The sequence below is a fragment of the Paenibacillus peoriae KCTC 3763 genome (assembly GCF_000236805.1).
GTDB lineage: Bacteria > Bacillota > Bacilli > Paenibacillales > Paenibacillaceae > Paenibacillus > Paenibacillus peoriae.
Genome location: NZ_AGFX01000014.1, coordinates 1 through 26,724, shown reverse-complemented (window position 1 = coordinate 26,724; position 26,724 = coordinate 1). Strand labels below are relative to the sequence as shown.

Sequence of the window (26,724 nt, the reverse complement as noted above, 5' to 3'; positions counted from 1 at the left end):
GCCTAACTTATAGTGGCTTTTCGCAAAATAACCCGACTAAGATCACTCTGATCTCAACCGGGTTATTCGTCATCAAAAAATACGTATTTAAGTTTTCTAACAGACCGCCCCCCACAAGGTATCGATCTACTTCTGAACCTTACTGCCGACTGCTCTTTAAGCAGTGGTTGTACACTGGAGTCGTGTTGACGCACGGCTCTTTTACTATTCTTACCTCAGTATAGCTCATTTTATTACGTAAATACAGTTTTTTTCTTCAAAAAATTTACTGATTGCGAGGCTGTTTTACTTGTCAGGTACATATTCTATTAAATCCGAGAGCTTGCAGTCGAATGCATGACAAAACTTAAGCAGACTTCGAGAAATTTATACAAAAACAATAGACTATGACCCATCTTTTTTTGGTAATATTACATTTAATAGGTGCTAGTAAAAGGATGTGTGTTCATTGTATAGTGCAGATTGTGAAAAATGTTTTGGTCTATGCTGTGTAGCTTTACCTTATGCAAAATCTGCTGATTTCGCTTTTAACAAGGATGGAGGAACTCCTTGTCATAACCTGAATGCGGATTATCGTTGTGATATTCATAAGAATCTGAGAAATAACGGCTTGCGAGGCTGCACTGTATATGATTGCTTTGGGGCAGGGCAAAAAATTTCCCAAGTTATGTACAACGGGAAAAGTTGGCGAGACGACCCGGAAATAGCTGAGGAAATGTTCAATATATTTCCCATAATGCAACAGCTTCACGAAATGCTTTATTACTTAAATGAAGCCCTTAGTTTAGAAGAAACTCACCCTATCTATACAAACTTGCAAGAAGCTGTGGCGAAAACCGAGCAACTTACGGATCAAGATCCAAAATCCCTTATAGATCTTCATGTACCAACCCATAGGGCGCTAGTTAATGATTTACTTTTACAAACAAGTGAGTTAGTGCGTGAAAAATTCAAGAAAAACATGGAACACAATAAATATAGTAAAAAAATTAGGAATAGAGACCTTATAGGAGCATATTTAAAAGCCGTTAATTTTAGAGGTGCCAATTTGAGAGGAGTTTTACTTATTGCTGCTGACCTGCGAGAAGCTGATCTGAGAGGAACCGACCTGATCGGTGCAGATTTTAGAGACGCTGATCTAAGTGGGGCTAATCTGGAAGGAAGTATTTTTCTTACACAAGCGCAATTAAATTCGGCCAAAGGCAATCATAAAACCAAATTACCCCCTTCTTTAAGCATTCCAAACCATTGGTTAGAGTAGATTTAATTCTATAGCACTCCCCTAAACAAAAAAACGCAATTAAGTAATTATCATCTTAAAAACGTATATTTTATGGTATACTTTTCTAGTACAACATACGGCTAAAAGGGCGGTCGGCTAGTCTCCCCGAAGGGAGGTGATGCCCATGGAGGTTAAAGACGCGATTTCCTTGATGATCATGTTTGGCATGTTCATTCTGGCATTGCTTACCTACATGAAAAAGAAGTAGACCGCCCCCCACAAGGTATCGATCTACTTCTGAACCTTACTGCCGACTGCTCTTTAAGCAGTGGTTGTACACTGGAGTCGTGTTGACGCACGGCTCTTTTACTATTCTTACCTCAGTATAGCTCATTTTATTACGTAAATACAGCTTTTATCTTCAAAAAATTTACTGAATCCTTACTCTCTTTACTATATGTTTGGCAACGAATAAGTACCTTCTCATAGATTTCTGTTAAAGAGTAGGGTTCATTCCATTTCGTTCAGAAATTCCTTTAACCTCCGATTTAAAGCTGCATATTGCTCTGCATTGGTGTCCAAAAAAGCTCCTTCCCGATTAGAGTGTACATGCTGATACTGTGGAAGGCTTGAAGCAGCGCTTCTTGCAATTCTAAAAACGGTTTGTATTCAACATACGACTCCTCTCTCGATCCTATTCTGAATTTATGGTATTTAGTCTGAATAAAGTAAAAGGCGCTCTTATAAGAGTTATTGTCACACAAATTTAGAATTCTATATATTGACAAATAATTATTTTTGTGTTATAATTTTAGTTTACATATTTTGATTTCGTGATACGATCCCTTTGTATAAATCAACTCTTTTAGAAGGGATTCGATGCAATTGCACAAGGGGATACAGATACTTCAGGTTTCTTCTACCATCATGGGACGAACAGAGAGCATTCACCCCACTTTAATGTGGGACAAAGATAATATGATTCTAGTGGACACGACTTACCCCGGGCAACTACCGCTTTTACAAGAGGCAATTTTAAGTGCCGGATTCACTATCCATAAACTTACCTCCATACTCATTACCCACCAGGACCTCGATCATATCGGCAGTTTAGCAGATGTAATTCGGACCTGTTCATCCCCAGTTCAGGTATTTGCCAGTTCTATCGAAAAGCCCTATATACAGGGAGAAAATCAGCTTATAAAACTGACACCAGAAGCGATAGCTCAAGCTGTAAACTCCTTGCCCGAATCCGTTCCGGTAGAGTGGAGACATGCGTTTCAGCGCACGCTGGAAAATCCCCCAAAGGCTATAGTGAACTCCACAATCGTTGCCGGGGAGGAATTGCCTTTTTGTGGAGGGATTGTAGTTATAGATACTGCTGGCCACACACCAGGACACCTAAGCTTCTATCATAAGGCCAGTCAAACCCTGATTGCAGGCGATGCCCTGACTGTAGTGAACGGCGAGCTGCAGGAGCCAGACCCACAATACTGTCACGATTTTAATATGGCGAAGGAATCTCTTAAAAATATGCTGCCATATGATATTAAAAAAGTGATCTGCTTCCATGGAGGGCTTTACGAGGGCAATTGCAATCAGCGGATAGCTGAAATATATGAATCCTAGCTTTTGATGAATTGCTCATACCAACCCCTTGACTGGTAAGTGAATCATCTAATGAAAAGACTAACCAGGAATTCCCGGTTAGTCTTTTTCTACATACTTTACTGTTAAACCCTAAAAAATCCGCCCTATGAGTATGCTCAGCAGGAAGCAAAAATGCCAACTAGGCTTTCAAATGAACTCTTAATACAGGCACATCTGGAGATGTAGATGAACCTTCCAATATTTCTACATGACTGATCATATCTTGCCCGTCTGGAACGATTACTGGAGTAATGATCGGCAATCCGTCCCGTTGAATCGCATCCAGATCAAACTCCATCAATAATTGGCCCGCTTTAATGCTATCTCCTGTTTGTACACGAGGATTAAAGCCCTGTCCTTTGAGGGAGACTGTATTAATACCGACATGTATCAAAATTTGTACTCCGGATTCATGTTCAATGATCAGAGCGTGTTTACTTTTCTCCATGACATGAGCGACTTTACCTGCAAAAGGAGCTATAACCTTGCCCTCGGCCGGATGAATAGCGATGCCTTCCCCCATAGCCTTCGTAGAGAAAGCAGGGTCGGGAACCTCTTCAAGGGAAACCACGCGTCCTTTAACTGGCGCTACCATGTCGAATTCTTCAATACGAGGAGCTGTCTTCTTTTTCAACCATTTAAACATAACGATGCCACCTTTTTTAACAGATTATATTCAAAAACAGTGAATAGGACTTAACTACACTCTTTTAGGAACCGGTTCCACAGGAGAAATAAATAAAAATCGGATTTTGGAACCGATTTCTATTTGAATTATAGTAAGTGCCTGTTCAGGATGTCAAGGTTCTACTGTTCATATATTTTTGACAATTAAAATGCTGTTGCTTTGAAAGCCTAACCCTTAGTCATATGATCATGTTTGGCATGTTCATTCTGGCATTGCTTACCTACGTGAAAAAGAAATAGACCGCCCTCCCCAAGGTAACGGTCTATCGTTGAACCCTACTGCCGACTGCTCTTTAAGCAGTGATTGTACACTGGAGTCGTGTTAGCGCACGGCTCCTTTTACTATTCTTATCTCAGTATAGCTCATTTTATAACGTAAATACAGTTTTTTTCTTCAAGAATTTTACTGATTCTTCTGCTATCTTAACTCACTCCGTTCCACTTTAACACCAACTCGTTTCCCATGATACCGAGCCCAAGACAAGCGGATTCTCCCCACTTCTTACACATAAAATATTCTATCCGTTTCTTAAATTTGTTCGATTTAAACATATAGAAAAATTTGATAGCGATCTTACTTTACATACTTTCAATAAGATTGCATAATGATCAATTGTAAAGTATGTACATTTGTATCGTATACTTACCTAAAGGAGAGTGTAATTTATGCGCGAAACCTGTGTTCCGTCTGGCGTGGTCTTAAAAGACACTGGCTTTGGATACACGTTGTCCTTAATAGGCGGTAAATATAAAATGATCATTATATATTGGCTTTCTGAAAATAAGATTATGCGGCATAACGAGCTGAAACGAAGTATCGGTACCATTTCCTTCAAAACACTAAGCATCATGTTAAAAGAGCTAGAGGCAGATGGCCTTATCATACGCAAGGAATTCCCCCAAATACCCCCAAAAGTTGAATATTCATTATCTGAACGCGGCCTTTCTCTCATCCCATTGTTAAATATGATGTGCGAGTGGGGAGAGAAAAACGGTTTGCCAGCCCTGGAGGAGGAACGGCGATAAGCATTCCTGTTTTGTTTAAACCAAAAGAAGTATCTCCTCAACAGGGAAATACTTCTTGTTTTATAGTTTTTAATAAAATTATTATTGCAGGTTATCAATAAAATTCAAATAATCTCGTGCGCTTTTTTCCAATTCGCTTTCGGACGCACCAGGGTCATTTTCGCCAGGCTCATTCTCTGCACCATAAAACGCAAAGAACGGACGATAATCTGCATTGCAATATAGGAAGGTTGTTTCAAAAGGAGATAATAAATGCTCAAGTGTATAGCGATATCTTCCCTCTTCACTGTAATCTTCTTTTTTAATTCCGGCAGATACAGCCAAAGCAACTTTGCGATTCTTTAATTTGTCTCCTCCATTTGAACCATAAGCCCAGCCATAAGCAAAAACATCGTCAAGCCATTTTTTAAGGAGAGGCGGACTACTAAACCAATAAACAGGAAACTGTAAAATAAGCTTACTATGTGATTCAATTAAGTGCTGCTCTTTTTCCGCATCAATGTTCCCGTCAGGGTAAACCGTATGCAATTCATGTATCGTATATTTTTCTGGATATTTTTTGAGTTCACCTACCCATCGCTTATTTATGACAGATGTTTCTATGCTTGGGTGTGTTACGATAACAAGAGTTTTCAAAGACTTATCCTCCTTGAGTATATTTATTTTCTGAGTATAAAGCGCGCACTGCAAATATGTAAGTATGCACTTTTAGTACAGCTACTTACCAAAAGGTTAGTGTCCAATCGGTCATAAAATATTCTTCTATGCCATCACCCCGATCATACGGTTATGATAAAGGCTATTTCGCATAAAAAAAGCAGCCAACAGAGCGGCTGCTTTCTTACAATACTATGACTGCGTTATCGCTTTTCTTACCCTTCCAGCGCCTGCTTCAATTCCTCAGGCGAAGCGTCCCACCATTCCTCGTTATGGGAAATCAGCAGGCTTTTGAGCGCTGCTTTATCCTCACTGCCGAGATCCTCCAGCATAAAACGACGCTTGAGCGCGTAATCCATACGGTTGACGTGATCGGCGAGAATTTTCCAGCCGCGTTTGGCTTCGTCGTCAATTAGCATCTCGCAAGCTGTCGCGCCGCCATACATACGTCCTTCGGGCGTGCGATCCACGGCTACCCATACCAGCCATACCTGGCGTCCGTTCGGTACGTCCTCTTTATTCGTAGAGAACTTGATTCCACGCTCCACTTTACTTTTGGCATGCATGGCACCAATATCAATTTTCGCCTCTCCCCGGTCAATGATGACAGGAGACATGCTGTTCAGATCGATTGAGCCTGCACCGAAGCCCTTATGTTTACTCTTGCCACTGACAATGTTCAGTGCAATCTGTTTTTTGCCGTCCGGCTGATTTTCACTCATGCGTCACTAAGCCTCCATTTTCCGTCTTCACACTCTAATCTACACTACAAATATTTTAACTAATAATCTCCCGAAAGCAAACATATACATGCTGTAGATGCTTGTCAACGGGAGGTATCCATTGTATGACCCCAGTACGCACCAAAATCGTTTTATTGTCTACACTAGCCCTCGGTCTCCTCGCAGGGACGTTATGGTTTGCCTGGCAGCCACAATCGCCATCCGATCCGCAATCCATAGGCCAACCATCATATGGCTCCCGGTCTGAGTCTGCGCTTGCGCCAGATACGGGCAAGCCTTCAGGGGCAAACATCCTGGCTGAGCTGCCCAAGAATCCTCCACAGCCGGCTTCGGAAGTCCTTAGCAAACGGGTAGTGGAGTATCACATCGATGTGTCCCTGGAAGAAGGACAGGTTTTGCGAGGTACAGAGACAATGACCTGGAAGCATCCGGGGAAGAAAACCGTGAACGATCTGTATCTCCATCTATACCCGAATGCCTTTTCCTCCATGGAAACCACCTTTATGAAGGAATCCGGGGGCAAGCTGCGGGGAGACAGCATGCCCAAGGACGGCTTCGGCTCCATGACGCTGACTGAGCTCAAGACGGAAGACGGCTTATCCCTTCTGCACCGCACCCAATATGTACAACCGGATGACGGTAACGCAAATGACCGTTCGCTCATGAAGGTGCGTCTGCCCAAGCCGGTACGAGGTGGCGAAGAAATTACACTATATATGAAGTTTGAGGTAAAGCTGCCTGCCATTTTCGCACGAATGGGCGCGACAGATGACTTTGTAATGGCAGGACAGTGGTTTCCCAAGCTCAGCGTTTATGAGACTACAGGACAGCGCGGACGTGCCGAGGAGGGCTGGAATCTCCATCAGTATCATGGCAACTCCGAGTTTTATGCCGATTTTGGAATTTACAGTATACGGATTCGAGTACCTGAAACGCACATCGTAGCCGCGACCGGTTTTCCCACTCGTGGAGCAGTCCGGCAGAATGGACAAAAAATATATCAATTTTATGCCGATGACGTGCACGATTTTGCCTGGGCCGCTTCACCCAACTTTGTAACGGTAGAAGAACCCTTTTCTTCTGCTGAAGTCCCCGGTGTCAAAATCAAGCTGTACCTCGATCCATCGCACAAGGAACTCAAGGGACGCTATATGAGCGCAGCCAAGGCCGCCCTTTCGTATTACAGCAAATGGTACGGGCCTTATCCATACTCCACCCTGTCCATCGTGGTTCCGCCCAAAACAGGCAATGGCGCCGGAGGCATGGAATATCCGACACTGATCACGGCCGCCGCCGCAGATAACCTGAATCCCGGCTATAACCTGGAACGGACATTAGTTCACGAAATTGGACATCAATATTTCTACGGGATGGTAGCCAATAATGAATTTGAGGAACCGTGGCTGGATGAAGGCTTCACCTCCTATGCAGAGGAACGACTAATGGAGCAGGAATACGGGCTCACCCCCAACTTGCCGCTACAATCAGGCCAGATAGCGTCTCCTCAACCGCTAAACCGCGAGTCATGGAAGTATGGCTCCTCTGCTGAGTATGGGCAAAATGCCTACTCTCGAGGCAAGCTGGTACTGCAGGGCATTGAACGTCAGGTCGGAATAAAAAAAATGGATCGCACTATGCGCACTTACGTCCAGACGTACCGTTTCAAACATCCCTCATCTCAGGATTTTCAACGTATCGTTGAGAGAGTCACTGGACGCTCATGGAGCCACTATTTTGAACAATATGTATATGACGGCCAGATGGCAGACTTCTCAGTGGATCGCATCACGAACCACAAGCTGGAGAATGGATATGAATCGGTCGTGACGCTGAGCAAAAAAGGTGCGGATTACCCCAAGATCCCCGTTCAATTTACCTTCAAGGATGGGACAACGATATTCAAGGCCTGGGACGGCGCGGGTAAAAGCACAACTTATCGGCTCAAGAGCGCCTCTCCCGTTTCATACGTGACCATTGATCCGCTATATACCATTACGCTGGAAAACAAGCATATCAACAATAGCCTGAAGGCCGAACTGAACGAAAGGCAGCAAACTCGTTGGAACGTTAGTGTAACCAAGCTGTTGGAGACACTGCTTGGAAGTCTGTCATGGTGAGGTGTCTATAGATGCGGACGGTTATAAAAGAAGGCTGGGCGCTTGTGCGCATACAATTTTATATTGTCATTATTCTGTTTCTGTATCAGCTGCTGTGGGGAGTATTTATCTACAAGCTGGTGCAATCCGCCGTTATCCCGCTACTGCTGCGCTACCCCGATCAGGGGCATAACGAGTTGAGCCAGACCTTGTTCTGGATGGAAAGCCAAATCGCCCTCATGAACAACCGGGAAGTGCATATCTACTTGTGGGTACTACTGGGAGCGGCGATGCTGCGTATGCTGATCACTCCCTTCATTAGAGCCGGAATATATCAAAGTCTGCATACCCATGCGACCGAGCCGCAAAGCCTGTCCTTCTTCCGTGGGATGAAACGCCATGGCTTGTCATCGTTGCTTTATTACATCATCGAGCTGGGGCTATTACTGCTTCCCGCATTCTGGGTGGTACCGAAATTCTATCCTATTGTAGCAGGAGCGCTGCAATCTCCCTCTTACTTGCTGCATATGTTGCCATATGCCATCGGGTGGATCGCATATGGCTGGTTCATCCGGCTGTGCATCCTGTACATGCAGTTGGGCACCGTCGGTGGTCACGCCATACTATCGTCCCTGCTCGTCTTTTTTCGCCAGATCCTCCCGGCTATTGGCATATCACTTTTGCTGGGTACTGGTGTGCTGCTTGTCTTCGCTCTATTCGGCACCGTGGCAATGATTTGGACGGGTATGCTGGCACTCATTCTCCAGCAATCGTATCATTTTGTTACCAGTCTGGTCAGACTGTGGCATATCAGCTCTCAATACCGGCTGTGGCATACCGATATTTCCAGCAGAAGCTGAGCTCTCTCTTTATGTGTTTTATTTCATTCCAAGCTGTCGAAAAATCTCTGTTCATCCCTTCGCAAACGGCACCTAACTGAATACTTTCAACAAAATCTGTCCCCAAGATATCAGGGACAGATTTTTTTTGTAACTTTTTGCGATGAAACATTTGCCAAAACCAGCGGACTTTGTTACAATAGTCGCAGTGAACTGATAGTAACAACTTTGTAATCTTTATTGTAACCTTTATCTCAAAAGTCGTTATCGTGAATACGCTCTCCAAGGTGCACATCATAAGTTAAGCCTAATTCCTGGCACCTGGGAAGCGGGGGAACCAGTTTGGGTGAATTGATCTCGCAACAGAGTGGTCATAGGGGAACCTTCTACCGAATCCTTAAGCTAACCTCGCAGGCATTGGAAGGGGTATATTTTTTTTGAAGAAGAAGCTAACAATCGCAGCCATGGGTCTTGCCATTGCCTTTACATCCTTTACATTCGGTGGCGGCAGTGCATATGCAGACTCTAAAATGGACCAGATCATCCAAGATGCCAAAGGAACAAGCTACAGAAGCGGAGGCACTACACTCGAAGGGTTCGATTGCTCCGGCTTCACAATGTATGTATTTAACAAACTGGGAATTAAACTGCCGCATCAATCTGGTTCACAATTCAAAATGGGATCTTCTGTATCCCGTGATGAAATGAGACCTGGAGATCTGGTGTTCTTTAACACAACAGGGAGAGGCATTTCCCATGTAGGTATCTTCGTAGGTGAAGGGAAATTTGCCCACTCCTCGACTTCACGCGGTGTAGTAGTTAGCTCCCTGAACGAAAGCTATTACGCTAACCGTTATGTCGGTGCAAAAAGAATTATGAGCACTGACGCTTACCACGCCGTAGCTTCTGAAATTCCTGATGACGACAACGTAGAATAACTGACACACAGCAAGCTAACCATAGCCGCAATTTGATTCTGGCCGGAATCGAATTGCGGTTTTTTTATGTCCTCAACATCAGCAATGATTATGATTACTAACGAACTGACATCTCAAAAGGTTTCAATTTTGGGCTAACGATGGAATAAACACGCTTGCCATTCCTCTGTAACTTGTCTACAATCTGTTGTTAACAGTTTAAGTACCTGTAAAAGGAGGATGTGAAGACATGCCGGCCTCAATATCTAACTTCCGGGTCGTACCGATGGACGAGCATCAGGCAGCTGCAATCTGTGAATGGCGCTATGATCCACCCTACAACATCTACGGCTGGCTGCCCTGGGAACAAATGAAGGCGCTGGAAGTCGAATTTGGGAATCCCACACTTCGCCAAGAGCAATATGTTGCCGTACTGGATGAGGAGGGCAAGCTGACGGGATTTGCACAATATTTCCCTATGGTTGGTGTAACCCGGCTGGGTCTTGGAATGCATCCCGACAGATGCGGGCAAGGCAGGGGTTCCGATTTTGTCCGTGCGATTGCCGAGGAAGCCAGACGGCGCAATCCGCAGAATGAAATTGATCTGGAGGTGCTCACCTGGAATGAGCGCGCCATCCGGGCCTACAAGGCAGCTGGATTTGAGCTTACAGATACCTATGAACGACTGACTCCTGATGGCAAAAAGCCATTTTATTGTATGGTATATCAGCCCGACCACCAGAGCCAGGATCTATGATAAAAGCGCCTTCGGCATACAACCTCTCTGTTGTATAGCGAAGGCGCTTTTATCATCATCCAGCAGATCATTACTGACTTAATGACTGCATGCTTAATGACTGCTACGCATTTTCTCAAAAGCTTCATTATATTGTTGGGCTTCCTTAATATCCACGGCCATAATACCGCCATCATCCCATGAGGTCAAACGCAAAGTCACGGTCTTGTAATCAATCGTAATAAACGGATGATGATTGAATGCTTCAGATATAGCAGCAACCTCATCCACGAATGCAATCCCTTTCATAAAACTGGAAAAATTATATTTCCGAACGATCCAACGTCCTTCCTCCAGTTCCCAGCCCTCCAATTTCTCCAGATGTGCTTCAATCTCTTCTTGTGTAAAAGGCATATTTCGACTCCTCCCCATTTATACGGAAGCCTTTCAGCCGCTTGTGCGGCCAAAACTACGATATAGTGGTGTACATATTACCACGGCCCCGTTGATAAATCCATAAGATGGCCTTCAGATTAAAGGGACCGACGTTAGCTCTTCATCTCCGATGAGAACATAGATCCGGTGCTGCTCTGGCTCATAGATCACAACGCCGCTGCCTACAGTAATGACAGGCTCTGTACCCAGCGCATAAAACAAATCCTCCGCCAACGCCTCGTTGACCTCCTGACGTCCCACCGGGTCCAGCCTGTCCCAATCTTCTGCTTCCATTTCGAAAAATTCATAGCTGTCTGGAATGCGGCCTACAGCCTCTGTCAATTCGTTCAAAATTTGTTCATACTCCCGCCCATGCTTCACTCCCATGCCGTTTCCTCCAATTGTTCCGCCATTCAATACATAATCACCTTATTATACCGGAAATTCGCACTTAACAAAAAAGGGAGTTTTGTCGATAAATATTATAATCCGTCTCATAATGACACGCTTGGGGCAAGGACGACCCCGGCGGCATGAAAGGATTCAAAATCTATTCTCATGGATGAGGTGTATCATGCAAATTTCAACCATTATCGGACTTGTGCTCGGGATTGTGTCACTGGTCGTCGGGATGATCTTAAAAGGCGCTCCAGTCGTCAACTTGGTCAACAACCCCGCTGCTTACATGATTATTTTTGTCGGAACGGCTGCAAGTATATTTATGGCCTTTCCGATGGCAGAGATCAAACGGATTCCAAAGCTGTTCAAGGTTATCTTTACCGAACAAAAACTGTTAGATCGCAAAGAGCTTATCGGTACATTTACCGAGTGGGCATCTATTACCCGTCGTGAAGGTCTGCTCGCGCTGGAATCCAAGGTCGAAGAGATCGACGATCCCTTTATGCGCGGCGGTATGCGTATGATTATTGATGGCAATGATCAAGAGTTCGTACGCGATGTTCTAATGGAAGACATTAACGCTACCGAAGATAGACACCGCTCTGGCGCACTGATTTTCTCCCAGGCTGGTATGTATGCTCCAACCCTTGGGGTTCTCGGTGCGGTCGTAGGTCTGATCGCGGCATTGGCCGATCTTAGTGACATGGAAAAGCTGTCTCACGCCATCGCTGCCGCCTTTATTGCAACCTTGCTGGGTATCTTTACCGGTTATGTCCTGTGGCATCCAATGTCAAATAAGCTGAAACGGCTCTCCAAAAAAGAGGTTGAGTTGAAGCTGATGATGGTCGAAGGCTTGCTCTCAATCCAATCCGGTATCTCTACTATTGCCATCAGCCAAAAGCTGACGATCTTCTTAACGCCTACCGAACGGGCTAGTATGACCCGGAAGGATGGCGATTCCAGTGAGTAAAAAAAGACATGAACCGCATGAAGAACATGCAGACGAAAGCTGGCTGTTGCCATATTCCGACTTAATGACCCTTCTGCTGGCACTATTCATCGTCTTATTCGGTATGAGCTCGCTGGATGCCAAAAAATTCGAAACTATGGCTCAATCCCTGAGTGCGGCTTTTAGCGGCGGCACAGGCGTGCTGGATCAATCGGCTGCCAATCCGTCGTCACAATCCATGGATATGGGCAAAAATAAAGAACAGGTATCTCAACCCCTAAAATCTAAAGCCACTTCCACCTCTGAACTGCAAAAGCAGCTCGCACAGCGGGAAGAAGAAGAATTAAAGAAGCTTAAAAAGCAAATGGATCAGTATATTCAAGATAACGGCCTGTCTCCACTGCTGAACACCAAGCTGAACCAATCCCAGCTAATGATCACCATTAGCGATAATGCCTTGTTTTCATCAGGGCAGGCCGAAGTTAAGCCGGAAGCGAGAAAGCTGGCCAAGTCAATTTCCGACATGCTCCAGCAGTTTCCAGGCTATGATGTGATCGTATCGGGTCACACAGATAATGTTCCCATCTCCAACAGCCAGTTTCCGTCCAACTTTGATTTGAGTGCCAAGCGCTCATTGAATTTCTTGCGTATATTGTTGCTCAATCCGCAGCTCGACCCAACCAAGTTTGTATCTATCGGTTATGGCGAGTATCGCCCAATAGCCAGCAACCAAGATGGTCAAGGACGCGCTAAAAACCGCCGTGTTGAGATTTCCGTTCTCCGCAAGTATCAGAACGGTACACAAGTTATTAGCCCTACCTCAAGTGCGAGTGAAGGTTGATCATGCATATGTTATATGAGCAAAGGCACCGCCGCATTTTTGATGCAGCTGGTGCCTTTTGGTTTAGCGATTCGTGTAGCTGCCCTGTCCTCATGAGCTGTAGGCTTACGAGAAGCCCCTCTGGCTTAGCTAAGCGTATAATCGAGCATCTGACCAAGCTCCTGCTTTTCAGCCTCTGTCAGGTCACGCCAGGCGCCTTTCTGGAGCGATCCCAACCGAATGTTCATTATCCGCAGTCGCTGCAGCTTTTGGACTTCATAGCCGAAGGCTGCACACATCCGCCGGATTTGACGATTTTTCCCTTCCGTCAGGATAATACGGAATACATACTCTGATACACGCGTCACCTCGCAGGGCAGCGTCCGCTGGCCGAGTATTTTCACACCACTGGACATCCCCTGCACAAAAGATAATGTGACGGGACGATCCACCGTTACGATATATTCCTTCTCATGCTTGCCTTCGGCCCGTAAAATCTTATTCACAATGTCTCCATCATTGGTAAGTAAAATGAGACCTTCTGAATCCTTGTCCAGACGTCCGATTGGGAATATCCGCTGCGGGTGCCCCACAAAATCGACAATGTTGCCTCTAATGTGACTCTCTGTTGTGCTGGTTATTCCCACCGGCTTGTTCAATGCAATATATACGTGGTTGGACTTCTCGCGCAATGGCTTGCCGTTCACGCGAACGTCATCACCTTCCTCCGCTTGGCTGCCCAGCACTGCCACTTCACCATTAATCGTCACGCGGCCGCTCTCTACCAGCTTGTCCGCCTCACGACGCGAGCAAAAGCCGGTTTCGCTGATAAACTTGTTAATGCGCAACCTGTGTACCCTCCATTTCTACTGTCACGCTTCCTCCTGCGTCCCATCCGTTACTCAGATTTGGCAATCGGAAGCTGCACAAGGGCTGTCGTTCCCTCTCCCTCTGTGCTTTCAATATCCAGTGTGCCTTTATGACTCTGTATAATACGCTGGCTGACCATAAGTCCGAGTCCTGTACCTGTTTCTTTGCTAGTGAAAAAAGGCTCGCCCAGCTTGGACAGCATTTCTGCTGGAATACCTGTCCCCTGATCCCGTATAGAGATTTTAACGCTTTCTCCCTCTAAGAACAAATGAATCGTGATTATACCGCCTTTACTCATAGCTTCCATACTATTTTTAAGTAAATTAATGAATACCTGTTTTAACTGATTTTCTTCAGCATATACAAGAGTAGGCTCCTCCGTTACCTGAAGGCTAAAAACAATACCCAGCAGATGCGCCTGACTATCAAGCAACGAAATGACGTCACTCACAATATAACGAACATCTTTTTTCTGAAAATGCACGGCCTGCGGCTTCGCCAATATTAAAAACTCGCTAACAATCAAATTAATGCGATCCAGTTCAGACATCATAATATCGTTGTGCTTCAAATTCAGCACTTGATTTTGCTGCTGTAGCTGGAGAAAGCCCTTAGCGTGGTCAGTGGATTACGAATCTCGTGCGCCACGCCTGCCGCCAGTTGTCCTACTGTTGTCAGTTTTTCTGATCTGCGCAGCAGTTCCTCCATTCGGTTGCGCCCTGTAATATCACGCGAGACGCTGATAAATCCCAAAATTTCGCCTTCCTCGTCCAGAATGGGCGACGTGCTCATACTAATCTCTACTGTACTTCCATCCTTGCGCATTCTAAGGGTCTCAATGGACACGATGCTTTCACCCTGAAGCAGACTCTCCTTCTGCAATTCATACTCCGCCTGTTGCTGTGGAGGTACAAATTCCAGCTTACGTCCAACCAATTCCTTCTTGGTCCAGCCGTATAAGGCTTCAAAAGCATGATTAACCCGAACGACACGATCTTCCTGATCGGTCACAAGAATCGCATCGGCTGTCTGATTAATAATCGATTCCAGATGCTCCTTTACAGAACGGTTCTCCTCATACATCTGTTCAAGTCTCCGTGTATACATCCCCAGGTTGTAGGCCATCGCGTTGATGCGCTCACCCAGCCGTGCCAGCTCATGGCCACCCTTAATTTCTAGCCGTGTATCAAAATGTCCATCGGCCATCTCGTTCACCTTCGCCAGAATGGACTGAATGGGACGGACAAACAGACTGGCTAGCACATAGCTCCCAATAATGACAACCTCCAGGAGGACAATGGAAATGGCAATTAAGCTAATCAATTGTTTAGATATAACAGAGGTAATCGTATCATAATTCATAACAATGCGAATGACATAGGCTTCACGGTTAGTCGGATAAAAAGGTATGTAGCTGACGAGGGCCCGCTGGCCTTTAATATAACAATCTTGTACAATACTCTCCCCTGAGAGAATAGCCCTGGACACGGCCAAACGATCCTCCTGCACTCTAGTTAGTTGATACGTGCCGAATTGGATCGGTTTGTTGTACATATAATAGTATTTCGAATCGTTCCCGTTCTTGTCCATCGTAGCGCCACCAAAGGTTGCAGGGTTAATTCCCGTAATCTCCATGATGCGATAATCCACTTGCTGAGTCTGCTTTACGATCTCATCGGAGCTTAGGATGGATTCGAAATTTTGCACTGAAGTATACTGAAAGGAAATTCGAATTAAGTAGTTGCGTTTTTGGTCGTAATAAAATCCCCATTTATTAATATGTGAGGAGTCTAAACCTGTGTAGTCAAATGACCCGGTCCAAAAATGGTCCAAATTCTGTCCTTGCGCCATTCTAGCCTGTCCATGCTCATACAATTGGTCGACTGCACTTTTCCAATGTCCATTCAATGGATCGGAAGGCGTTACTTCTTTGGGATTTGAGGATTTGACAACCCTGTATCCCTCTCCATCGCGAACCATCAAAGAAATATTAATATCCCTATGGCGTGTGGCTATCTGTTGGAGTTGTTCTTGCTGTATTTGTTGAATGTCAGGATCTAGCTGATTGGCAGCCAACGTGGCAGAAAGCCACAGATTATATCCGAGCTGTTTATCAACCTCCTCCCAGCTATGCTGGGTTTGTTCGATGGCTTCTCCGATAACTTTAGCTGTTAGAACCATTTTGGTTTCGCTGTCACTTCTTAGATTTTCGTGGGTCGTGTAATAATTAAGTGCGATATTTAATAAAAGGATAAACAGGACTGACCCCGACAAAATAATCGTTATTCTGATTTTTATCGACACACTGAATTCTCACCTCTTGCCGTATGCTGGCGATTACTGGCAATTGCTAACTCAATGATACCGTAATAACGGCCGTGATACCAGCATTTACATTTCCCGGATATACATAAATACACACCAAGTGTATAGTGTTGTCAATATACGGTCGTTTGCCTACAATATAATAAGATAATCATCCACAAGTAATCCACAAATACACAGGTCTTATTATAGATTGTGGATATTTCTGTGGACAAGTGTAGTGTTATCCACAATTTTATTCACATCATGTTAACAACGGAATATTTGTTCGTTGGATAATTCCGCGTTTGAGAGGAGCATTTACCCAGTGACCATTATGGATCACGCCTATTGGATGAAAGAAGCCATTCAGGAAGCGTACAAGGCAGAAGCGCTAGGTGAGGTGCCCATCGGAGCTGTCATCGTAAAAGATAATGAAATCATAGGCCGCGGCTATAACTTGCGCGAGACCGATGCAGACCCGACAGCACATGCAGAGATTATTGCCATTCGTCAGGCTAGTGAACATCTGGGCGCTTGGCGGCTGCTGGATTGCAGGCTGTATGTCACTTTGGAGCCATGCCCGATGTGCGCCGGGGCCATTGTGCAGTCACGGGTTCCCCACCTGATATATGGCACCACAGATCCCAAGGCTGGATGCGCAGGCACACTGATGAATTTATTACAGGAGCCCCGGTTCAATCATTGCACAGAGATAACCAGTGGTGTGCTCCAAGAGGAATGCGCCTCGTTGCTAACGAGTTTCTTTCGAAATCTTCGGCAAAAGAGAGCCGCCGCAAAGTTGTCTTTTCCTCCGTCTTCATCCTGAGGATGAAATCGGAAGCATTTACTCTCACACAACCGTAGTCAGTCGTTATACATCTGATTGCGAACTCCCTATGGAAGGAGATCAGCTCATGCCCATGAGTTTGTATAATACGCCTCAAGGTATCTTTTTACGGCCATTAGGCTTGAAGGACAGTGAATCCCTTCTCGCCCTTAGGATGCGAAACAGGGAGTCGCATGCGCTGTACGAGCCGCTTTACGAGGATTCATTTTTTACATTAGAGAAACAGCAGGACTACATCCGTCAGAGACTGCGTCAAGCCGAAGAGGACCGAGGGTACATGTTCGGTATCTTTCTTTTAAAGGAAGAGCGGCTCATTGGTTATATTTCCATTTCCAATCTGGTGCGTGGAGTTGGACAATTTGCCGATATCGGCTACATGATGGATCAGCATGAACAGGGCCAAGGTCATATGACAGCTGCCTTGAAGTTGACCATACAATATGCCTTCCGTGCGCTCTCCCTTCACCGTCTCCAGGCGGGTACTCTCTTGCATAATGTCCGCTCTCAGCGTGTACTGAAAAAATGCGGCTTCCAGCCAGAAGGTATTGCCCGCAAGTTGGTACAAATCCAGGGGACCTGGCAGGACCACCAGATGTTCGGACTTTTAGCCGAGGATGACGTGTAGCAGACCTAAATGACTGCACAGGACGTTAATATAGCAGTACACAAAAACCGCCCGGCGTTAAGCCGAGCGGTTTTCCTGCATCATATGATGAATGTTGCCTTGCAGACTGTCATTCTATACTTAAGGAGCAACAGTTTGCATTTTTTGTTGCAATTGTTCGATTGTCAGGACTTGGTCGCCTGTTGGAATACCTACTTTAAATGTTGCTTTTTCATTGATTTTGCTGAATTGCGAATAGCCTGTTACAGACAATTTCACATTGTCTTTTGTTTCCGGATCATTCATTTCCACATTAGCATTCAGGTCTTGATACACAGGAATGTTATCCTTGTTCAAAGCTGTGTTAATGTCAAATTGTTTCACCGTCAAATAATTTTTCAGCTCATCCAGCTTTTTCTTGAAATCGCTGGTGTTTGTTTCTACTGCAAGTTTTACTGTGGTAAGATCTTCTTTCTTCAATTGGAACAAGCTAATGTACTCGTCTTTTGACATAATATCAATAGCTTTAGGAATCGCTTTAGTAACAAATGTATCGGCAGCTTGCTTCACATTGTCGTTCGTAATTTTGAATTGAACCACTTGTTTAGCTTCAACGCCTTGTGGCAGTTTAGCATCTTTAGGATCAATGTCAAAGAAATACGTAGCTTGATCGTACTCGCCCATAATCGCGGCAATCACTTCATTCGCAAATTTTTGCGATTTTGCCTGATCCATCGTTGCAGGGTTGAATTCTTGTCCGGATTGCTTAGCCAGTTCTTGCGGATCGACAACCAGGAATTTACCTACAACGTCTTGAGGAAGTGGGTAGAATGGAATATTCGGAATTTTAACGTACAATTTATCTTTAGTCATAACCATTGGAATCGTGAAGCTGGTGGAAAGATCACCCTTCAAATGAATACCCAGCGTCATTTCAGATTGCAAAGGTTCTTTTTGATATACGCCGTCCAGCGTAATGTCTGCATTTTTCAGCATACTAGTTATCATTGCACTTTGCTCACTTGGTAGAGTAGCGGATGTAATGGTCAGATCTTTCACTGTGAATTGACTTTTAGATTCATAAGAGTTCAACTTCATTGCATTTGTAGTACCAGTCGTAACTGCTTCCTTCGGTTCTAGCTTCTTGCTGCAACCTACCAGGGCTACCGTCAAAAGCAATACCATCGTGAGTACCAAGACGGATAACTTTTTACTCATTGTGTAAATTCTCTCCTCTCGTAATTAACCCCTTTTATAATACTAACCAAAAAACACACACCCTCAATTTTACCGCATTTTCTCAAACAACGAAACACTTATTGGAAAATTTTCTTACAATAAGCACAAAGACACCCCGGTTCTTTAACCAGGGTGTGCTTTATTATGCAATCTATTTTTAGGAAAAAAGTCTAACTTCTTAAGACCCTTCTCTGTTGTGGTGATTGACGTGATTCCGTTGCTTCACCTTTTTAGAACCGGATAATGGCTCCTGCTGATGATTACGCTCACGTTTTTCGTTTCCTCCACCGGAATCCTGTGCTTCGGGAACAGGAATGGCTTTAGGCTTGCTCATTTATGCATCCTCCGTTCTCTGTCTTTACTCTGGCACATCATAAAATCCGTATATTACCATTTAAAATAGGACTAAAGATGGTGCAGGTCTCCCGTTTTATCGTGATTTAGTGAATCCTGATGACGGCGGTCATTACGATCCTGCTCAACTTGCTGTGCTTGGTGACTATTAACTGGACGCTGCTCCAAATCATCTACAATGTTGGACAGGTTCTTGTCCAGTCCGTTTTTGGCTTTTGTCATATGGCCTTCTCCCCCTTATTCCTTCATGACTACGAATGCGTCAATGACTGCAACGTCTGAGCACATTGGTGAATATGGCGAGTATAATCAGACACCAGCTGTTGGATGATATCTGTTCTTTCATCCACCGACTTCCCATCCCGTTCTACATCGACCAGGGTAACCTGCACTTCTCGGGAATCTACATAGGTGCATGCAAAATCGAAGGAGTACATTTGCCGACCCTCAACCTTAATGTGGATTCGGATAGCCCGGTTGTCTGCTTCATCTGCCTGCACCTGTACTTCATCTCCTGAATTCAAAAGAACCGGCAGTTGTTCCTGCCAAGCTTCTACCAGCTTTTGCTGATCTACTGTCATTTCTCGATTCATGCCAGCACCTCCACATCTGATAACGTGTGAAAAAAGCAGGCTTTTTATACAACAAAAAAGCCATTCTCCACGATTTCTAATCATTAGCGCTTAAAGGCCAATGTATCAGCTATCGTAATTGAATGACTTGGTTATTTATATAATATGGCGGAGAGGATGGGATTCGAACCCATGTGAGCTTGCACTCTAACGGTTTTCAAGACCGCCCCGTTATGACCGCTTCGGTACCTCTCCAGGTGGTAAATGGATAAAGCTGCTTCCTATTAAAGCTAACTCAGGCGCAACAAAATTATTTTACCACAGACTTTCTACAATTGCAATGCCTACTGTTTGGGAGTAATAACCTCGACGCCTCGCATGTATGGACGAAGAGCTTCAGGAATTACAATGCTTCCGTCTTCCTGCTGATAGTTCTCTAAAATAGCGGCTACCGTACGCCCTACAGCCAATCCTGAGCCGTTCAGCGTATGTACAAATTCAGGCTTCGCTTTCGAATCTGGACGGAACCGGATGTTCGCACGACGTGCCTGGAAGTCTTCCGTGTTGGAGCACGAAGAAATTTCACGGTACATGCCGCTCTCAGGCAGCCACACTTCCAAATCGTATGTTTTGGCGGACGTAAAGCCCATATCCCCAGTGCAAAGTACCAGCACGCGATATGGAAGACCAAGCAGCTGTAGAACACGCTCAGCATCATTCGTCATTTTCTCCAATTCCTCGTAAGAGGAATCCGGATGAACCAGCTTGAGCATCTCTACCTTATTGAACTGATGCTGGCGAATCAAACCACGTGTGTCCCGGCCTGCTGATCCTGCTTCTGAGCGGAAACAAGAGCTGTAGGCCACGTAATATTTGGGAAGTTGCTCTGCATTCATAATCTCTTCGCGGTGATAGTTCGTTACCGGAACTTCAGCTGTAGGAATGAGATAATACTCGGTATCACGCAGCTTGAACAAATCCTCTTCAAACTTCGGAAGTTGCCCTGTTCCATACAGACTGTCGCGATTAACGATGTATGGAGGAAGCATTTCTTCATAACCATGCTCACTGCTGTGCAAATCCATCATAAAGTTAATCAGCGCACGCTCAAGTCGTGCTCCCAATCCTTTGTAGAACGTGAAGCGGGAACCCGTCACCTTAGCTGCAGCCTCAAAATCAAGAATGTCCAGATTCTGTGCCAACTCCCAATGCGCTTTGGGTGTAAAAGAAAACTCGCGCGGCTCCGACCAGCGGCGGATTTCTACATTATCCTCTTCCGAGGCGCCTACAGGCACTGTCTCATTGGGAATATTCGGGATGGACATCACCAGTTCGTCGATCTGAACCTCCAGCTCACGCACTTGCTCATCCAATTCTTTAATACGATCGGAGACCTGACGCATTTCAGCAATAAGATCATCCGCATTTTCCTTGTTCTTTTTCAACTTGGCTACTTCACCGGATACGACATTCCGGCGATTTTTGAGCGCTTCACTTTCCTGAAGCAGCTCGCGACGGCTTACATCCAGATCTGTAAAACCATTTATCAGATCCAGTGATTTGCTCCTGTTCTGTAAAGCTTTTTCAACCCGACCAAGCTCATTACGTAAAATCTTTATATCTAACACAGGTAATCCCTCCTACACTACAAACCTGACTTTCCGCTATTCGCGAACCATATCCACAAAATACTGATGTAACCGGTAATCGTCTGTTAATTCCGGATGGAAGGATGAAGCCAGCAAATGCCCCTGACGGGCGGCTACGATCTCGCCATTGTACTCAGACAGCACGTCTGCTCCTGTTCCAACAGACATGATTAACGGTGCGCGTATAAACACAGCCCGAACCGGCTGCTCAATCCCTTTAATACTCAAGTCTGTTTCGAAACTTTCTCGTTGGCGACCAAAGGCATTACGCGATACTGTAATATCCATCAGTCCCAAGTGTGCTTCTTCCTGCCCTTGAATTGTTGTGGCCAGCACGATCAATCCCGCACAAGTACCGAATATAGGCTTGCCTTGAGCGGAAAACTGACGTATTGCATCTATAAATTCATACTTGCGCATTAGCTTGCCTATGGTTGTGCTTTCGCCGCCGGGAATGATAAGACCGGACAGCTCATCGAGCTGTTCGATCTTCTTCACCGCCACGCCTTCAGCACCTGCACATTCAACACTACGTATATGCTCAGCTACAGCGCCTTGCAGCGACAATACTCCTATTTTCATGCCGGTCCCTTCTTTCCTTACCAACCACGATCCTGCATACGCTCATGTGATGCCAATTTGGAAATTTCAATACCCTTCATAGGAGTTCCCAAATTCTTTGATACCTCTGCAATCAGCTTGTAGTCCGTATAATGAGTGGTTGCTTCCACGATTGCTTTAGCGAATTTCTCAGGGCTGTCTGATTTGAAAATACCAGAACCCACGAAGACACCATCAGCGCCCAAATGCATCATCAATGCGGCATCAGCAGGTGTTGCTACGCCACCCGCTGCAAAGTTAACCACTGGCAGCTTACCGTGCTCATGCACTTCCAGCAGCAGCTCGTAAGCAACGCCGAGGTTTTTTGCTTCTGCATACAGCTCGTCCTTCGACAGGTTTTGTACCTTCCGAATTTGACCGTTGATAAAACGCATATGTCGAACAGCTTCAACAATATTTCCAGTTCCAGGCTCACCTTTTGTACGAATCATAGATGCGCCTTCGCCGATACGACGCAGTGCTTCTCCCAGATCCTTGGCTCCGCAAACAAATGGAACGGTGAACTCCCGCTTATCGATATGGAAAACTTCATCCGCAGGTGTCAGCACTTCACTCTCATCGAGATAGTCAACGCCGAGAGATTCCAGCACCTTTGCCTCCACAAAATGGCCGATACGAGCCTTAGCCATAACAGGAATAGAAACAACCTTCATAACCTCTTCCACAATCGTCGGGTCAGCCATACGGGCAACTCCACCAGCTGCACGAATATCTGAAGGCACCCGTTCAAGAGCCATTACAGCTGTAGCGCCTGCTGCCTCCGCAATTTTTGCCTGTTCAGCGTTCATGACATCCATAATCACGCCGCCTTTTTGCATCTCTGCCATACCTCTTTTAACACGCGAAGTTCCCGTTTCCATATCGTTGCCTCCTGTAAGCGTTACGTTTAGATTCTAACTTAATATTTTACCGCACAGACGCCAAATACACAATCATTTCTAGCTGCAAAATAAGCAATGAAGAAGAAGGTACATTGTGTTTCTCTCGCTAACTAGAAGAGGTTTTTAATGCTCTGGAACAAATCACCGAAGAAATCTCCGATTGCCCGGAATAGCATCCGGAACCAGCCGCCCTCTTCCACTGCCGTTGTCGTAACCAAATCCACGGTTTTTACCTGGCCTTTATCCGAGCCATCTGTTTTGTACGTATACGTGATTGTTCCAACTTTTGCCCCTTGCTTCAATGGCGCTACGAGAGTGCTTGCCGGCGTTATGTTCGTTGTGAAAGTTACCTTAGGATTGCTTGCGCCCTTAGGCACGATAAAACTTACTGCATCCTTGGTCACAACAGGCACTTCTGTTTCTTTACCTTTGGTGACAGGCACATTCTCTATACCCTTAACTACTGTCTTTGGTGCTACAACCTGTTTCACTTCAAAATTATCAAACCCATAGTTTAGTACCTTAGCTGTCTCCGTAAAACGATGGGGTTCAGAGTCTGCTCCCATAACTACACTAATAAGGCGCATTCCGTTGCGTTCGGCTGTTCCGGTAAAGCAGTTTCCCGCGTTGGTCGTATGACCGGTTTTCATTCCATCCAGACCCGGATAGGCAAACTTTCTAAAGTTTGTGATATTTTTGTTTGCTTCCAGCATCCAGTTATAGTTAACAATCGGCGCCTTGTCCGTCGGACGGAATTTGTAGGATTGAATCGTCGTAAAACGTTTGTAGTCCGGATGGTCCTTAATAATGTTGCTCGCTAGTGTTGCCGCATCTCTCGCTGTCATTACAGTTTCCCGATCCGTGTTCGGCTGATAGCCTGTCGGCATGTCCTTACGGTCTAAACCCGTTGAATTGATAAAATACGTATTTTTCATGCCCATTTTTTGAGCCGTCTCATTCATTAATTTAACAAAATCCTGCTCCGTTCCAGATACACGTTCGGCAAGGGCTACCGTTGCATCATTAGCAGAACCTACCGCCATGGCAATATAAAGTTCTTCTACCGTATGTTGATCACCTTGAGCCAAAAAAATACGCGATCCGATGCTCTTAGCAGCGTTCTCGTTAACAGTTACCTTATCAGTCCATTTGAGCTTACCCTGCTTGACCTGCTCAGCCACGATGTATTCGGTCATCATTTTAGTCATACTGGCTGGCGGAAGCGGCTCATCCGGGTTCATAGACAGCAACACCTGTCCAGTGGAAGGCTCAATCAGAATGGCTGAACGTAGTGCAAGGCTAGGCGGATTAACAGAGCCTGTCCCCGTGATTTTGGTAGCCTCTGTTGTCGCACCCGCAGCAAAAGTAGCCACGGTCGGATCGAAATTGCCTACAACAGGCAACGCCGACATATACATCATATTAAGCACCATAACAGCAGTTACGCTTTTCTTAATCATGCTACGCTTGTTATTTTGTTTTTGATTGTTCGCTTTCAAATGAATACAAACTCCTCTCATACCTCAACCCGATCCGCTATGTATAACGAGACGGTGGTTATAGCCTCTGCTAGGCAAATGTAATTAATGTTTTAGTGTCTTATCGTTCATTGGATTTCATCTTCTAAGTTCGGGTCTGTCATGAGCATACTATGCTCGTATCTTTGATCCAGCAGGCACTCATTCAAGAGTCTTGATGTGTCTTTACTTTATCAATAACTCTATAAAATGGCGGACACTTGTCTATTCTATCACAGGGGTATCTCTAAAAAAAGACAGGCAGAGCGAAATGCACTCTGCCTGTCGTCAAGTCTATCAAAGCTGAACTTTATAAAGAATAGTTTGGTGCTTCTTTTGTAATTTGCACATCATGCGGATGACTTTCGCGTAGACCTGCGCCAGTAATACGGATAAAGCTTGTATCGTTACGAAGCTCCTCAATATTAGCTGTACCGCAATAACCCATACCGGAACGCAGACCACCCAGCAGCTGATGAATAGTATCGGATAGTGGCCCTTTATAAGCAACACGTCCTTCGATGCCTTCCGGTACCAGCTTCTTATCGTCATCCTGGAAATACCGATCTTTACTACCCTGCTTCATAGCAGCCATTGAGCCCATACCGCGATATACTTTAAAGCGACGTCCTTGATAGATTTCGGATTCACCCGGGCTTTCTTCCGTACCTGCAAAAAGACTTCCCAGCATTACCGCGGAAGCTCCTGCCGCAATGGCCTTTGTAATCTCGCCGGAGTATTTAATACCACCGTCTGCAATAATCGGAATATTATATTCCCGTGCTACGGTTGCACAATCATAAATAGCTGTTATTTGTGGAACACCAATCCCTGCAATTACGCGAGTTGTACAAATAGAGCCTGGACCAATTCCGACTTTTACGACCGAAGCCCCTGCTTCAATCAACTCACGCGTTCCGTCACCAGTAGCTACATTACCTGCTACAATGGTCAGATCCGGGTAAGCACTACGCAACTTGCGAACCGCCTCGATAATGTTAATATGATGACCGTGAGCAGAATCTACGACAATCACATCTACGCCAGCTTTTACAAGTGCTTCAGTGCGATCAAATGTATCTTTGGAAATACCGACAGCCGCACCGACCAGAAGACGCCCCTGTACATCTTTCGCTGCGTTTGGAAATTGAATAGCCTTCTCAATATCCTTAATGGTGATAAGACCTTTGAGATAATTTTCATCATCGACCAAAGGAAGCTTTTCAATTTTATGCTTTTGCAAAATAACTTCCGCTTCCTGTAAAGTCGTGCCTACAGGCGCAGTTACCAGTTCTTCCTTCGTCATAACTTCACTAATTTTAAGATTAAAATCGTGAATAAAGCGAAGATCGCGATTAGTAATAATACCAACCAGCTTGTTTTCTTCGTTTACAATAGGCACACCAGAAATCCGATATTTCCCCATAACCGCCTCAGCATCGGACACCAAATGATCTGGATTCAATGAAAATGGATTGGTGATTACACCGCTCTCCGAGCGTTTAACCCGATCCACCTCTTCAGCTTGCCGTTCAATCGACATGTTCTTATGAATAATACCGATACCACCCTCACGAGCCATCGCAATCGCCAGCACTGCCTCAGTAACAGTATCCATACCAGCACTCATCAAAGGAATATTCAGCTTCACGTTATCACTCAAACGAGTCGCCACGCTAACTTCTTTTGGTAGAACCTCCGACTTACGAGGCACCAGCAAAACATCGTCAAAGGTAAGGCCTTCCTTACCGAATTTATCTTCCCACACCAAGATGATCCTCCTTCAAATGTTTAGTCTGTATTGGTCTTGTTGTCTGTCCAACATGGACAAATCAAGGCTCTCTGAAAATATATTATTGCAATCTTAGCAAAGCAGTATAGGGGTGTCAAGCCTCCATCAGCGTCCCAACCCTTAGTATTTCCCTGTACAAACAAGTGTACTCCTACGAAGGACATCCTTTATAAATAAGCGTTTGCAAGTAAATCAGGATATCCTTAAATGGATATTTCTAACTTGGGAAAGCAGCATAGGAGCAATTCAATTTTGTAGGTTGTTTGACCGATTGTATACAAAAAGAGGACCACAA

The 26,724-nt window shown here is 45.0% G+C and carries 30 protein-coding genes, 1 tRNA gene, 1 pseudogene and 1 riboswitch; of the genes and pseudogenes, 13 read left to right on the top strand and 19 right to left on the bottom strand.

Features of this window, described 5'->3' with window-relative positions; genetic code table 11:
- Nucleotides 1–285: 285 nt before the first annotated feature.
- Nucleotides 286–354: a helix-turn-helix domain-containing protein gene (locus tag KQI_RS29790; protein WP_422120969.1), complete on the bottom strand. Its 69-nt coding sequence runs from the start codon at nucleotides 352–354 to the stop codon at nucleotides 286–288.
- Between the two features lie 94 nt (nucleotides 355–448).
- Between KQI_RS29790 and KQI_RS0109650 the strand changes: the two genes are divergently transcribed.
- From KQI_RS0109650 to KQI_RS0109640, 3 genes are all read left to right on the top strand, one after another.
- Nucleotides 449–1,261 (top strand): pentapeptide repeat-containing protein, encoded by an 813-nt coding sequence (locus tag KQI_RS0109650; RefSeq protein WP_010346559.1) that lies wholly within the window; start codon nucleotides 449–451, stop codon nucleotides 1,259–1,261.
- A 139-nt stretch (nucleotides 1,262–1,400) separates the two neighbouring features.
- Nucleotides 1,401–1,490, top strand: a complete 90-nt coding sequence (locus KQI_RS29610; protein WP_305954445.1) for a putative holin-like toxin — start codon at nucleotides 1,401–1,403, stop codon at nucleotides 1,488–1,490.
- A gap of 611 nt (nucleotides 1,491–2,101) precedes the next feature.
- Nucleotides 2,102–2,851 (top strand): MBL fold metallo-hydrolase, encoded by a 750-nt coding sequence (locus tag KQI_RS0109640; RefSeq protein ID WP_010346558.1) that lies wholly within the window; start codon nucleotides 2,102–2,104, stop codon nucleotides 2,849–2,851.
- A 160-nt stretch (nucleotides 2,852–3,011) separates the two neighbouring features.
- Here KQI_RS0109640 and KQI_RS0109635 read toward each other — a convergent pair whose 3' ends face one another.
- Nucleotides 3,012–3,518: a PTS sugar transporter subunit IIA gene (locus KQI_RS0109635; protein ID WP_010346557.1), complete on the bottom strand. Its 507-nt coding sequence runs from the start codon at nucleotides 3,516–3,518 to the stop codon at nucleotides 3,012–3,014.
- A 218-nt stretch (nucleotides 3,519–3,736) separates the two neighbouring features.
- Here KQI_RS0109635 and KQI_RS29785 point away from each other — a divergent pair.
- Together KQI_RS29785 and KQI_RS0109630 are read left to right on the top strand one after the other, a co-directional pair.
- Nucleotides 3,737–3,799: pseudogene (locus KQI_RS29785) on the top strand (putative holin-like toxin); the annotation flags it as partial.
- Nucleotides 3,800–4,225: 426 nt separating this feature from the next.
- Nucleotides 4,226–4,585, top strand: coding sequence for a winged helix-turn-helix transcriptional regulator (locus KQI_RS0109630; protein WP_010346556.1), 360 nt, complete (start codon nucleotides 4,226–4,228; stop codon nucleotides 4,583–4,585).
- A gap of 81 nt (nucleotides 4,586–4,666) precedes the next feature.
- On the opposite strand, the gene KQI_RS0109625 is transcribed toward KQI_RS0109630, so the two are convergent.
- The gene (locus KQI_RS0109625; RefSeq protein WP_010346555.1) at nucleotides 4,667–5,221 is read right to left on the bottom strand and encodes an NAD(P)H-dependent oxidoreductase; all 555 of its coding nucleotides are present in this window, start codon (nucleotides 5,219–5,221) and stop codon (nucleotides 4,667–4,669) included.
- Nucleotides 5,222–5,457: 236 nt separating this feature from the next.
- Nucleotides 5,458–5,964 (bottom strand): YwhD family protein, encoded by a 507-nt coding sequence (locus KQI_RS0109620; protein ID WP_010346553.1) that lies wholly within the window; start codon nucleotides 5,962–5,964, stop codon nucleotides 5,458–5,460.
- A gap of 125 nt (nucleotides 5,965–6,089) precedes the next feature.
- On the opposite strand from KQI_RS0109620, the gene KQI_RS0109615 reads away from it, so the two are divergent.
- The 4 genes from KQI_RS0109615 to KQI_RS0109600 all read left to right on the top strand — a co-directional run bounded on the left by KQI_RS0109615 (nucleotide 6,090) and on the right by KQI_RS0109600 (nucleotide 10,594).
- Nucleotides 6,090–8,102, top strand: coding sequence for a M1 family metallopeptidase (locus KQI_RS0109615; RefSeq protein WP_010346552.1), 2,013 nt, complete (start codon nucleotides 6,090–6,092; stop codon nucleotides 8,100–8,102).
- A gap of 11 nt (nucleotides 8,103–8,113) precedes the next feature.
- The gene (locus tag KQI_RS0109610; RefSeq protein ID WP_010346550.1) at nucleotides 8,114–8,941 is read left to right on the top strand and encodes a hypothetical protein; all 828 of its coding nucleotides are present in this window, start codon (nucleotides 8,114–8,116) and stop codon (nucleotides 8,939–8,941) included.
- Between the two features lie 273 nt (nucleotides 8,942–9,214).
- Nucleotides 9,215–9,352: riboswitch (cyclic di-AMP (ydaO/yuaA leader) on the top strand.
- Nucleotides 9,353–9,357: 5 nt separating this feature from the next.
- Nucleotides 9,358–9,858 carry a C40 family peptidase gene (locus tag KQI_RS0109605; RefSeq protein ID WP_010346549.1) on the top strand — a complete coding sequence of 167 codons (501 nt, stop codon included), beginning with the start codon at nucleotides 9,358–9,360 and terminating at the stop codon, nucleotides 9,856–9,858.
- Nucleotides 9,859–10,087: 229 nt separating this feature from the next.
- Entirely contained in the window at nucleotides 10,088–10,594 is a 507-nt protein-coding gene (locus KQI_RS0109600; protein WP_010346548.1) for a GNAT family N-acetyltransferase, read from the top strand.
- A 93-nt stretch (nucleotides 10,595–10,687) separates the two neighbouring features.
- On the opposite strand, the gene KQI_RS0109595 is transcribed toward KQI_RS0109600, so the two are convergent.
- Together KQI_RS0109595 and KQI_RS0109590 are read right to left on the bottom strand one after the other, a co-directional pair.
- Entirely contained in the window at nucleotides 10,688–10,987 is a 300-nt protein-coding gene (locus tag KQI_RS0109595; RefSeq protein WP_007428083.1) for a 4a-hydroxytetrahydrobiopterin dehydratase, read from the bottom strand.
- Nucleotides 10,988–11,101: 114 nt separating this feature from the next.
- Entirely contained in the window at nucleotides 11,102–11,395 is a 294-nt protein-coding gene (locus KQI_RS0109590) for a hypothetical protein (protein ID WP_010346545.1), read from the bottom strand.
- A 187-nt stretch (nucleotides 11,396–11,582) separates the two neighbouring features.
- On the opposite strand from KQI_RS0109590, the gene motA reads away from it, so the two are divergent.
- Both motA and motB read left to right on the top strand, forming a co-directional pair.
- Nucleotides 11,583–12,377, top strand: coding sequence for a flagellar motor stator protein MotA (gene motA / locus KQI_RS0109585; protein WP_010346544.1), 795 nt, complete (start codon nucleotides 11,583–11,585; stop codon nucleotides 12,375–12,377).
- Complete coding sequence (gene motB / locus KQI_RS0109580; protein ID WP_010346543.1) at nucleotides 12,370–13,197, top strand: flagellar motor protein MotB; 828 nt, start codon at nucleotides 12,370–12,372, stop codon at nucleotides 13,195–13,197. The genes motA and motB overlap by 8 nt, the downstream gene beginning before the upstream one ends.
- A gap of 125 nt (nucleotides 13,198–13,322) precedes the next feature.
- Here the strand turns inward: motB and rluF are convergent, their stop codons facing one another.
- Genes rluF through KQI_RS26750 form a run of 3 tightly spaced genes read right to left on the bottom strand, consistent with a single transcriptional unit; the run spans nucleotide 13,323 to nucleotide 16,350 of the window.
- Nucleotides 13,323–14,024 carry a 23S rRNA pseudouridine(2604) synthase RluF gene (gene rluF / locus KQI_RS0109575; RefSeq protein ID WP_007428079.1) on the bottom strand — a complete coding sequence of 234 codons (702 nt, stop codon included), beginning with the start codon at nucleotides 14,022–14,024 and terminating at the stop codon, nucleotides 13,323–13,325.
- Between the two features lie 50 nt (nucleotides 14,025–14,074).
- Nucleotides 14,075–14,626 carry an ATP-binding protein gene (locus KQI_RS29605; protein WP_338390670.1) on the bottom strand — a complete coding sequence of 184 codons (552 nt, stop codon included), beginning with the start codon at nucleotides 14,624–14,626 and terminating at the stop codon, nucleotides 14,075–14,077.
- Nucleotides 14,620–16,350 (bottom strand): PAS domain S-box protein, encoded by a 1,731-nt coding sequence (locus KQI_RS26750; RefSeq protein WP_338390669.1) that lies wholly within the window; start codon nucleotides 16,348–16,350, stop codon nucleotides 14,620–14,622. The genes KQI_RS29605 and KQI_RS26750 overlap by 7 nt, the downstream gene beginning before the upstream one ends.
- A gap of 328 nt (nucleotides 16,351–16,678) precedes the next feature.
- Here KQI_RS26750 and tadA point away from each other — a divergent pair, with 328 nt between their 5' ends.
- Nucleotides 16,679–17,179 carry a tRNA adenosine(34) deaminase TadA gene (tadA, locus tag KQI_RS0109565; RefSeq protein ID WP_010346542.1) on the top strand — a complete coding sequence of 167 codons (501 nt, stop codon included), beginning with the start codon at nucleotides 16,679–16,681 and terminating at the stop codon, nucleotides 17,177–17,179.
- Between the two features lie 88 nt (nucleotides 17,180–17,267).
- On the top strand, nucleotides 17,268–17,825 hold the full coding sequence (locus KQI_RS0109560; protein ID WP_010346541.1) for a GNAT family N-acetyltransferase: 558 nt from the start codon (nucleotides 17,268–17,270) through the stop codon (nucleotides 17,823–17,825).
- A gap of 120 nt (nucleotides 17,826–17,945) precedes the next feature.
- On the opposite strand, the gene KQI_RS0109555 is transcribed toward KQI_RS0109560, so the two are convergent.
- The 10 genes from KQI_RS0109555 to guaB form a co-directional block, all read right to left on the bottom strand.
- Complete coding sequence (locus KQI_RS0109555; RefSeq protein WP_010346540.1) at nucleotides 17,946–19,022, bottom strand: hypothetical protein; 1,077 nt, start codon at nucleotides 19,020–19,022, stop codon at nucleotides 17,946–17,948.
- Between the two features lie 199 nt (nucleotides 19,023–19,221).
- Nucleotides 19,222–19,377, bottom strand: coding sequence for a small acid-soluble spore protein P (locus KQI_RS0109550; RefSeq protein ID WP_010346539.1), 156 nt, complete (start codon nucleotides 19,375–19,377; stop codon nucleotides 19,222–19,224).
- 71 nt (nucleotides 19,378–19,448) lie between these two features.
- On the bottom strand, nucleotides 19,449–19,619 hold the full coding sequence (locus KQI_RS28785) for a hypothetical protein (RefSeq protein WP_010346537.1): 171 nt from the start codon (nucleotides 19,617–19,619) through the stop codon (nucleotides 19,449–19,451).
- A gap of 29 nt (nucleotides 19,620–19,648) precedes the next feature.
- On the bottom strand, nucleotides 19,649–19,990 hold the full coding sequence (locus KQI_RS0109540; RefSeq protein WP_010346536.1) for a hypothetical protein: 342 nt from the start codon (nucleotides 19,988–19,990) through the stop codon (nucleotides 19,649–19,651).
- A 145-nt stretch (nucleotides 19,991–20,135) separates the two neighbouring features.
- Nucleotides 20,136–20,224 (bottom strand) — tRNA-Ser (locus tag KQI_RS0109535).
- Nucleotides 20,225–20,313: 89 nt separating this feature from the next.
- Nucleotides 20,314–21,597, bottom strand: a complete 1,284-nt coding sequence (gene serS / locus KQI_RS0109530; protein ID WP_010346535.1) for a serine--tRNA ligase — start codon at nucleotides 21,595–21,597, stop codon at nucleotides 20,314–20,316.
- A gap of 36 nt (nucleotides 21,598–21,633) precedes the next feature.
- The gene (pdxT, locus tag KQI_RS0109525; protein WP_010346534.1) at nucleotides 21,634–22,200 is read right to left on the bottom strand and encodes a pyridoxal 5'-phosphate synthase glutaminase subunit PdxT; all 567 of its coding nucleotides are present in this window, start codon (nucleotides 22,198–22,200) and stop codon (nucleotides 21,634–21,636) included.
- Nucleotides 22,201–22,217: 17 nt separating this feature from the next.
- On the bottom strand, nucleotides 22,218–23,099 hold the full coding sequence (gene pdxS, locus KQI_RS0109520) for a pyridoxal 5'-phosphate synthase lyase subunit PdxS (protein ID WP_010346533.1): 882 nt from the start codon (nucleotides 23,097–23,099) through the stop codon (nucleotides 22,218–22,220).
- Between the two features lie 131 nt (nucleotides 23,100–23,230).
- Nucleotides 23,231–24,619 carry a D-alanyl-D-alanine carboxypeptidase family protein gene (locus KQI_RS0109515; RefSeq protein WP_010346530.1) on the bottom strand — a complete coding sequence of 463 codons (1,389 nt, stop codon included), beginning with the start codon at nucleotides 24,617–24,619 and terminating at the stop codon, nucleotides 23,231–23,233.
- A gap of 328 nt (nucleotides 24,620–24,947) precedes the next feature.
- Complete coding sequence (gene guaB / locus KQI_RS0109510; RefSeq protein WP_010346529.1) at nucleotides 24,948–26,405, bottom strand: IMP dehydrogenase; 1,458 nt, start codon at nucleotides 26,403–26,405, stop codon at nucleotides 24,948–24,950.
- Nucleotides 26,406–26,724 lie beyond the last annotated feature (319 nt).

What these genes read in the sequence shown, in the direction of transcription:
- KQI_RS29610 (WP_305954445.1), top strand. Translation starts at nt 1,401, where the DNA reads ATGCCCATGGAGGTTAAAGACGCGATTTCCTTGATGATCATGTTTGGC.
- KQI_RS0109640 (WP_010346558.1), top strand. Translation starts at nt 2,102, where the DNA reads ATGCAATTGCACAAGGGGATACAGATACTTCAGGTTTCTTCTACCATC.
- KQI_RS0109635 (WP_010346557.1), bottom strand. Translation starts at nt 3,518, where the DNA reads ATGTTTAAATGGTTGAAAAAGAAGACAGCTCCTCGTATTGAAGAATTC.
- KQI_RS0109630 (WP_010346556.1), top strand. Translation starts at nt 4,226, where the DNA reads ATGCGCGAAACCTGTGTTCCGTCTGGCGTGGTCTTAAAAGACACTGGC.
- KQI_RS0109620 (WP_010346553.1), bottom strand. Translation starts at nt 5,964, where the DNA reads ATGAGTGAAAATCAGCCGGACGGCAAAAAACAGATTGCACTGAACATT.
- KQI_RS0109615 (WP_010346552.1), top strand. Translation starts at nt 6,090, where the DNA reads ATGACCCCAGTACGCACCAAAATCGTTTTATTGTCTACACTAGCCCTC.
- KQI_RS0109610 (WP_010346550.1), top strand. Translation starts at nt 8,114, where the DNA reads ATGCGGACGGTTATAAAAGAAGGCTGGGCGCTTGTGCGCATACAATTT.
- KQI_RS0109600 (WP_010346548.1), top strand. Translation starts at nt 10,088, where the DNA reads ATGCCGGCCTCAATATCTAACTTCCGGGTCGTACCGATGGACGAGCAT.
- KQI_RS0109595 (WP_007428083.1), bottom strand. Translation starts at nt 10,987, where the DNA reads ATGCCTTTTACACAAGAAGAGATTGAAGCACATCTGGAGAAATTGGAG.
- KQI_RS0109590 (WP_010346545.1), bottom strand. Translation starts at nt 11,395, where the DNA reads ATGGGAGTGAAGCATGGGCGGGAGTATGAACAAATTTTGAACGAATTG.
- motA (WP_010346544.1), top strand. Translation starts at nt 11,583, where the DNA reads ATGCAAATTTCAACCATTATCGGACTTGTGCTCGGGATTGTGTCACTG.
- KQI_RS0109560 (WP_010346541.1), top strand. Translation starts at nt 17,268, where the DNA reads ATGCCCATGAGTTTGTATAATACGCCTCAAGGTATCTTTTTACGGCCA.
- KQI_RS0109555 (WP_010346540.1), bottom strand. Translation starts at nt 19,022, where the DNA reads ATGAGTAAAAAGTTATCCGTCTTGGTACTCACGATGGTATTGCTTTTG.
- KQI_RS0109550 (WP_010346539.1), bottom strand. Translation starts at nt 19,377, where the DNA reads ATGAGCAAGCCTAAAGCCATTCCTGTTCCCGAAGCACAGGATTCCGGT.
- KQI_RS28785 (WP_010346537.1), bottom strand. Translation starts at nt 19,619, where the DNA reads ATGACAAAAGCCAAAAACGGACTGGACAAGAACCTGTCCAACATTGTA.
- KQI_RS0109540 (WP_010346536.1), bottom strand. Translation starts at nt 19,990, where the DNA reads ATGAATCGAGAAATGACAGTAGATCAGCAAAAGCTGGTAGAAGCTTGG.
- pdxT (WP_010346534.1), bottom strand. Translation starts at nt 22,200, where the DNA reads ATGAAAATAGGAGTATTGTCGCTGCAAGGCGCTGTAGCTGAGCATATA.
- pdxS (WP_010346533.1), bottom strand. Translation starts at nt 23,099, where the DNA reads ATGGAAACGGGAACTTCGCGTGTTAAAAGAGGTATGGCAGAGATGCAA.